Genomic DNA, 576 nt, shown 5'->3' with positions numbered 1-576 from the left:
TTCTTATGGAAAGAAACATACCACGTGCCGCCATCCATGTAGGCACAGACAAGAAATCGTTCTCGTCCCAAGTTGGCAACGAGGCGGAACGCAGAGGTTGGGACGAGAAGCGTTACCAACTCAAAAACGCGGACATAGACAAGAACAACCATTATAACTACACACGCAAGAGACTCAACTTTGAGATAGTCAAGGATGGAAAGATACTGCCTCTTGGTTCCCAGTCGGTGCCGTTGCATGAACGCTTGCAGCACAGACTTGATGAACTTGGCTTCAAGCCGTATATGGATGCCAAGCGTCCCGACCAAGTTTCAAGGAACAGTCCGAACTGCACTGTCGGTATCATCTTCAGTGGTGACCATGATGTGCTTAACAGGCTTGCCTTTGGTGAACAGAAACTCAACACATCAGATCCAAATGCTGACCACAGCAAGGTTGTATTGCAAAAAGGCATCTATGACTGGGCATTGGACACCTACCGCTTTGCATGTGAGAAATGGGGTGAAGAGAATGTCATCGGCTTTGATGTGCATTGTGACGAGACAAGCATCCATGCCCATGTGCAGACCGTGCCTG

1 protein-coding gene is annotated in these 576 nt (G+C 48.6%); it reads left to right on the top strand.

Annotation, left to right across the window (positions count from 1 at the left end):
- A partial coding sequence (gene mobV / locus I6E38_RS15055; RefSeq protein ID WP_235394736.1) for a MobV family relaxase occupies positions 1–576 on the top strand: 576 nt, incomplete at both ends.

Origin of the sequence: Leyella stercorea, from assembly GCF_021531355.1 — a bacterium.
In the GTDB taxonomy this organism is placed as follows: domain Bacteria; phylum Bacteroidota; class Bacteroidia; order Bacteroidales; family Bacteroidaceae; genus Prevotella.
The sequence above is the reverse complement of the archived record's forward strand: the minus strand, read 5'-3'. Positions and strand labels throughout refer to the sequence as shown.